Annotated in this window: 6 protein-coding genes; all 6 read right to left on the minus strand. The window is 58.9% G+C overall.

Features of this window, described 5'->3' with window-relative positions; all coding sequences use genetic code 11:
* Window positions 1-207 precede the first annotated feature (207 nt).
* From tsaD to acpS, 6 genes are read right to left on the minus strand one after another with little or no spacing between them, the layout of a single operon-like run.
* Window positions 208-2,592, minus strand: a complete 2,385-nt coding sequence (gene tsaD, locus HMPREF9463_RS06320; RefSeq protein ID WP_035137769.1) for a tRNA (adenosine(37)-N6)-threonylcarbamoyltransferase complex transferase subunit TsaD — start codon at window positions 2,590-2,592, stop codon at window positions 208-210.
* Window positions 2,579-3,085 carry a tRNA (adenosine(37)-N6)-threonylcarbamoyltransferase complex ATPase subunit type 1 TsaE gene (gene tsaE, locus HMPREF9463_RS06325; RefSeq protein WP_006235849.1) on the minus strand — a complete coding sequence of 169 codons (507 nt, stop codon included), beginning with the start codon at window positions 3,083-3,085 and terminating at the stop codon, window positions 2,579-2,581. Before tsaE ends, tsaD begins: the two co-directional genes overlap by 14 nt.
* 12 nt (window positions 3,086-3,097) lie before the next feature.
* Window positions 3,098-3,718, minus strand: coding sequence for a uracil-DNA glycosylase (locus HMPREF9463_RS06330; protein ID WP_006235848.1), 621 nt, complete (start codon window positions 3,716-3,718; stop codon window positions 3,098-3,100).
* A gap of 8 nt (window positions 3,719-3,726) precedes the next feature.
* Window positions 3,727-4,872 carry an alanine racemase gene (gene alr / locus HMPREF9463_RS06335; RefSeq protein ID WP_035137770.1) on the minus strand — a complete coding sequence of 382 codons (1,146 nt, stop codon included), beginning with the start codon at window positions 4,870-4,872 and terminating at the stop codon, window positions 3,727-3,729.
* Between the two features lie 2 nt (window positions 4,873-4,874).
* Complete coding sequence (locus HMPREF9463_RS06340; RefSeq protein ID WP_082222952.1) at window positions 4,875-6,491, minus strand: NAD(P)H-hydrate dehydratase; 1,617 nt, start codon at window positions 6,489-6,491, stop codon at window positions 4,875-4,877.
* The gene (acpS, locus tag HMPREF9463_RS06345; protein WP_006235843.1) at window positions 6,492-7,031 is read right to left on the minus strand and encodes a holo-ACP synthase; all 540 of its coding nucleotides are present in this window, start codon (window positions 7,029-7,031) and stop codon (window positions 6,492-6,494) included.
* Window positions 7,032-7,206 lie beyond the last annotated feature (175 nt).

A 7,206-nucleotide genomic window follows, 5' to 3' on the forward strand; every position in this document is an offset into this window, starting at 1 on the left:
GTTAACTTTGCTGGACGTTGTCGACGCCAAACCAGCTCAGAAGCTATATCGACGCAGAAAGGTCCCCGGACGGAGGGGCCGGATATAAGGTTTATCGCGAGTTCCGCACGCAAAGAAGGCCACTTAATGTGGCCTTAGTCTTGCGCAGGACTGTAAAGCAGGAAACCTTATATCCGGCCCCTCCGTCCGGGGACCGCGCCGTACCAGCTACAGCGTCATGTTTGGATCGGCGTCGACATCGAACGGCGAGATTTCGCCTCGGTCGAATTTACGGCGAGCGACCTCCGCGATCATGGCGGCGTTATCGGTACAGGCAGACAAGGGCGGCACCGTTACGCGAATCCCCTGACGCCCAAGCTTCTTGATCATCATCTCGCGCAGATGCGGGTTGGCCGAGACGCCGCCACCGATGCAGTATTCCTTGCATCCGGTAGCGTGCAGTGCGTTTTTGGCCTTCTTGTACTGCACGTCAAAGACAGCTGCCTCAAACGAAGCTGCCAGATCGGGCAGGTGAATCGTGCGCCCGGCCTTGGTCTCCTGTTCAATGTAGAGCGTCACAGCGGTTTTAAGGCCCGAAAGCGAGAAGCGATAGTCTCCCCTGCTGTTAAGCGCACGGGGGAAATCGATCGCCTTGGGGTTGCCCGTCTCGGCCAGCTTGGAAATGATGGGGCCACCGGGATAGCCCAGACCCAACGCCTTGGCTACCTTGTCGAAGGCCTCGCCCACAGCGTCGTCGAGCGTCTCACCGAGCACCTCGTAGTCGCCCCACGCCTTCACGTGCACGAGCATGGTGTGCCCACCCGAGACAAGCGTGAAGATAAACGGCGGTTTGAGGTCGGGTTGCGCCAGCAGGTTGGCAAACAGATGCCCCTCCAGATGGTTGACGCATACGAGCGGCTTACCGGCAGCGTAGGCAAAGCCTTTGGCAAAGGCAACGCCCACCACGAGGGCGCCCACCAGGCCCGGACCCTGTGTCACGCCCACGGCGGCAAGCTCGCTGGGAGCAATGGCTCCACCCTCAAGACCAAGCGATGCTGCGGCATCCTCGAGCGCCGCATCCACGACACCCACAATCACCTCAACGTGTTTGCGCGAGGCGATCTCGGGCACCACGCCGCCAAAGCGGGCATGAAAATCAATCTGTGTCGACACCTGGTTGGCCAGCATATTGCCATCCGCATCGATAATCGCCACGGCCGTCTCGTCGCAGGAACTCTCGATAGCGAGCACCAGGCGGCGGCGCTCAATTTCGGCGCGCTCCCCCTCGGAGCGCCCAGGCGCAGGCAGCGGCCATACGCGTTGCTCGGCTGCCGTCGGCTCGGGCGAGGCGTTATCGACCGGAAGTACGAGGGGAAGTGGGGCCGTCATGACGATGGCGTCTTTGCCGACACCGTAGTAGCCACGACGACGACCCACCTCGGTAAAGCCCAGAGCGGCATAGAGCGCAATCGCGCCCTCGTTGCCGTCCTCGACCTCGAGCGAAGCCGTGGTGCAGCCGAGCATCTGGGCATCATAGCTCACATGCGACAGCAGCTTGCGGGCAATGCCCTCACGGCGATGTGCCGAGTCGACGGCGACATCCAGAATCTGCACATCACCGTCCACGACCATACCGCCGGCAAGGCCCAGCAGCTTGCCGTCGTCGTGTGCCACCCACCAACTGCGCGGCGCAGCGACGTCCTCGCCCAGTTCGGACAGGAACATGCCCGGCGTCCACGCCTCGTGTCCGGCACCTTCAAAGCAGGCAGCCTCTAGCGCGCTCGCGCCCTCGGCATCCGCCGCGCCCATGGGACGGAACTGCAGATGACGACCGGCGAGCTCATCGGCAACGCCCGTAATTTCGCTCTGCGCACTCTCGGCAAGACCAAGACGCTTGCGCTCGTTTTCCTCGGCATCCGAAAGGCGCGTGTAAATCGGCAGGACGCGAGCCGGATCGCCGTCACCCGCAGCGTGCACGAGCAGCAAGCCCTCGCCCGAAGGCCACCACAGGTCGCGCTCCACGCAGCGGGCGGTCTCGTCCTCACCCAGCAGCTTGCCATAGCGCACGAGACCGTCACCGGTCAGCTGAACCTGGTCCCAGTCCGCTGCTCGGCGCCACTCATCGAGCGCCACGGCGGCCTTGACCACGTGTTCGCGCTCAAATTGACGCTCGGGACCCTCATCAACCAGCATATACAGCGCCGGATATACCTCACCGCGCATAGCATCGGCCAAGATACCAAGCTTGCCGCGCACGCCAGCCTTCCACGCCGTCCAAGCGCAAGCGTCGAGCGTCGACACGCCCAGCAGCGGAACATTGGCACCACGCGCGAGGCCCTTGGCAGTGGAGATGCCGATGCGCACACCCGTAAAGGACCCCGGGCCGCGGCCGACCACATAGCAACCAACATCGCTGCGATCCAGACCGGCTTGAGCCAGCACGCCATCAACGGTATTCACGAGCTCAACGTTGGCGTGACGGCGACACATGTGGTCGCCACTCACGAGCTTCGTCTCGCCCGTCTGCCCATCAATCCAGCTTGCCGCGCAGGCAAGCATGTCGGTCGAAGTATCGAGCGCCACCACCAGCGCGTTGTCGTTATGCAAGCTCATCTTGTACAGCCTTATCAATCAAATGGGAAAGCTCCATTGCGCGGTCACCGTGTGCCTCGAGCGTTATCGTTCGCACATCACTGTCGCCCTCATCACGCTTGAGCGTCACCGAAAGATACTCATCCGTCAGCTCGTCTTGGAATTGTTCGCCCCATTCCAGCAGGCAAGCACCCTCATAGCCCAGCACATCGAAAATGCCCGTATCCTCGAGCTCGTAGGCATGCTCCAGGCGGTATAGATCAAAGTGAAACAGCGGAATACGGCCTTGATCGTGAACGGCCATGAGCGCAAACGTAGGGCTCGTAACCATATGCCCATCGCCCAGCCCGCGCGAGACGCCCTTGGTAAAGTGAGTTTTGCCCACCCCCAGGCCACCGGTCAGGATGAGCACATCGCCGTCCTCAAGGCACGGTGCAATTAGCTCGCCAAAGTACTCCGTATCGGCAGCGCAAGTCGTTTTGTAAGTACCTACCCCCAGGCGCTCCAGGGACATATATGCTCCTTATTATTCCGAGGCGTCCTCTGGTGCGGGATGTCGCTCCAGATAGTCGCCCAGCATCTTAAAGTCTTCCTCCAGCAGTTCCTGCCACGCCGGATTGCGTAGCGCTGCTGCCGGATGGAACGTGGGCATTACTACAAAATGCCCCATCTGGTGGAACCTGCCGCGCAGCTTAGTAATGCCAATCTCGGTCTTAAGCACAAAGTGCGTCGCGGGGTTGCCGAGCGTCACGATAATATCGGGCCAGATGCTTCGAATCTGCTCACGCAAAAACGGCGAGCAAGCCAGCACTTCCTCGGGACGTGGATTGCGGTTTCCCGGCGGGCGGCACTTAAGCACGTTGGCAATGTAGACGTCTTCGCGTTTGAGTCCCGCCAGCGACAAAATGCCGTTGAGGTCCTCGCCTGCCGCCCCCACAAAGGGCTCGCCCTGCAAATCCTCATTGCGGCCCGGCGCCTCGCCAATAAACATCACACGAGCGCGGGGGTTTCCCACGCCAAACACGATATTGTGACGCGACTGGTAGAGCTGGCAGAGGTGACAATCGCCCAGAACGGCCTCAATTTCCTCGAGTGCGACCTCACGTGGTGCCTGATGGGTATGGCCGGGGATGTGCATGACGCCCATAGCGGCTCCTACACGTAGACCTTGTCGAGACGCATGCCAAAGCCGCAGGCGACCTCGTAGTTAATCGTTCCGCGCAGTCGGGCCATCTCGTCCATAGTGATCTCGGCATCGCCATCGCGGCCGACAATAATCATCTCGTCACCATACTCGGCCTCGGGAATCTCGTGTGCCGGGTTGGACTGAATGGCGACCATAAACTGGTCCATGCAGATATTGCCAACCTGATGCACACGCTCGCCGCGATACAGCACATCCATACGATTGGAAAGCGTACGCGATAGGCCGTCGGCATAACCGATCGGCAGCGTGCAGATCTGAACGCGTGTACGCGGTACGCGGTAGGTAAAACCGTAGCCCACGCCCTCACCCATCGCAGGGTGCGCCACGCGCGTCACGCGCGCATGGACGCTCATAACGGGATCAAGCTGCATCACGCGGCCACTCAGCTCGCACGGCTGCATGCCATACAAGCCAACGCCGGCGCGAATCATATCAAAATGCATCGAGGGGTCGAGCATCGAGGACGGCGTGTTGGCGCAGTGCACGATACCGCACTCAAAACCCGCATCCTTAATGGCCTGAACGGCCTCGGTAAAGCGCTGACACTGCAGCTTGTAGTCCCAGCCCGAAGGTTCATCGGCCGTGGCGAAGTGCGTAAATACGCCGTCGCACTGAATACCGCGATGGAAATTAATACCGCGGACAAAGTCGAGCACCTGCGTGTAATGTACGCCGATGCGGTTCATGCCCGTCTCGATGGCGAGATGATACTTGCCCACCTTGCCCGCCGCGACGGCACATTCGCCATACGCAAGAGCAAAGTCAGACGTATAGACCGAGGGCATGATATCAAACTCGAGCAACGTCGGAATGGCCTCGATAGGCGGCTCGCTTAGGATGAGAATGGGTTTCGTAATCCCGCCCTGTCGGAGCTCAACGCCCTCGTTAACCGTCGCCACGGCAAACATATCGGCACCGGCCGAATACATGATCTTGGCGCACTCAACAGCTCCATGGCCATAAGCATCAGCCTTGACCACGCAGCACAGGCGCTGACGTGGATTCAACAAGTTCTTATAGGCCCTCGTGTTGCGACGGAGCGCCCCGCGGTCGATCTCAACCCAGGACCAGCGCGTCAAATCGGCTTTATTCATGATTAGTCATCCGACCCTTCGTCCATGATTCCCAGATCTTCGAGCGCATCCTTTGCCGCCAGTTCCATGGCAGGACCGATCAAGTCAATAAGATCGGTCGCGATAACGCTCTTCTCACCATACTCCGTCGCCGCGGCAAAACCGGCGTAGCTGTGAAGTGCGACGGCGTACGAATACAGCAACTCCCAACGATCCATCTCGTCGCGCATGGTGGCAAGCGTGCCGGCCAAAATACCCGCGAGAACATCACCCGAACCGGCAGTTGCCAGAGAAGCCGGACCCGAGAGCGGCAGCAGCACACGCTCAACGCCACAGATAGCCGTCGTCGGCCCCTTGGCAATGACCACCAGATTGTCAGAGCCTGCAGCCCAGACAACCTTCTGCGCGGCTGCAATCGCAGTACCAAGGTCGTTCACCTCGTCACCGGCAACCAGACGCGAAAGTTCACGATAGTGCGGCGTCATAACCAACGGCTGCTCGCGACGATACATCTCGGGATTACTATCAATACCGTCAATGGCAATCTTAGCAAGGCAGTTGAGTGCATCGGCGTCCAAGATAAGCGGCACATCAAGCTCGAGCAAGCCCGAAACCACCTGCATAGCGCCGGCAGATGTCGTCATACCGGGACCGCACAGTACACAGCTGTACTTCTTTGCAATCTCGCACACCGTCATGCGCGCAGCGGCGCCAAAGGAGCCGCGGGAATCAGACGGAATAGCAAAGACGGGAATCGAAGGAAGTGCCATGCGAATAAGATTGGCGCAGGCGTCAGGAGCCGCGACTGCCACGTAACCAGCACCCGCGCGAGCTGCAGACTTGGCCGCCATAATGGCAGCACCAGGATATTGCGCAGATCCGGCGACAATAAGCACAGAGCCACGGGAATACTTATCGATATTCGTAGGTAGTGGGGCAAAGTAATCAACTAAGTCACCGGGCTCGACAATCTCGGCGGCGTGGTCGACATCATCGATGACCTCGTCAAGACGGTCGTAAAGATTGCCGCAGATCAAATCGCCAGCATACTCAGGACCATCAGCGCTATACAGACCAATCTTGGGCGCAATCATCGTCACCGTATGCTCGGCACGAATGCAGTCGTCATCAACAACGCCCGTCTCGGCATTCAGGCCCGAGGGAACATCAATGGATACGACACAATCGGCGCATTCATTGACCGTAGGAATCCAGATGGAGAACGGCGCACGCAGATTCCCGTGGAAACCGGTACCAAAAATGGCATCGACAACAACATCGGCCTTATCGATCAAAACCTCGAGTTCGTCACGCGAGGGGCCGACGCAAACGTGCACATCGCGGCCGGCAGTACGACGAGCAACATGACGTGCCAGAGCAGCAGGAATCTCATCCGGCTCAACCGGAGAAACGATATCCACGTCCACACCCTTATGGCTCAGGATATCGGCGGCAACCCAACCGTCGCCGCCATTATTACCAAAACCGACCAGAACGAGAACCCGATCGGGATTGAGCTTCAAGACCTCGTTGGCGGCAAACTCACCCGCTAGCTCCATAAGCTCGGCCTTCGAAGTCCCTTCGCGTTCGATGATATCCTCGAGACGAACGACTTCTTCGGTACTCAAAACCGGTTTCATCTATGCTCCTAGCGTATCTTGCGAAGCATCGCCCAGGTGCTCCGTCAATGCTGAATTCTGCAGCTGCTCAAGCTCATCTAAAACAGAGCGAGCCTCTTTAAATGTCTGCGCTACGCGTTTCTTGGTGCTCACCTTTTCCTCTTTTGGCTTAGGCCGAGCATCTTCGGTAATCGCGATGGCATTCGCAACGGCCAAATCTCCTGTAAGCGTAATGGAAAGAGCGACTTCAACAACACCCAGTTCTTGAGCGATCTCGAGAGCACGGCCCGAAAGCAGCGCCTTCGGTTTGCCGAGTTTATCACGCGTAACCGAAACATCCTTGCGACCCACGCCTTGACTAAAACCCGTGCCGAGAGCTTTAAGTACCGCCTCGCGCGAAGCAAAGCGGCTCGCATAGTGAGCAGCGGGACGCGATGATGCATCGCAATACGCACGCTCTTCTTCGGTAAACACACGCCGAGCAAACGACGGCGTCTTTTCAAGAATTGATTTCATGCGGGAAATCTCGACGATATCAACGCCGATACCAGCTTCAGCCATGTTCACCTCCATATCGCACAGACTAAGTTATTGTAGCCCGTTCGCAGAAGATGCGACAAACGAGGGTTATAAAACACAGCTACTATGTGAGACAAAAGCCCGTAAACGCAAAAAAAGGGGGAGGCCGCGAGGCCTCCCCCTTCCAAGTTCAAGCGTACGGCTCGGTGCCGTCCAC

Source organism: Collinsella sp. 4_8_47FAA (assembly GCF_000763055.1).
Taxonomy (GTDB): Bacteria; Actinomycetota; Coriobacteriia; order Coriobacteriales; family Coriobacteriaceae; genus Collinsella.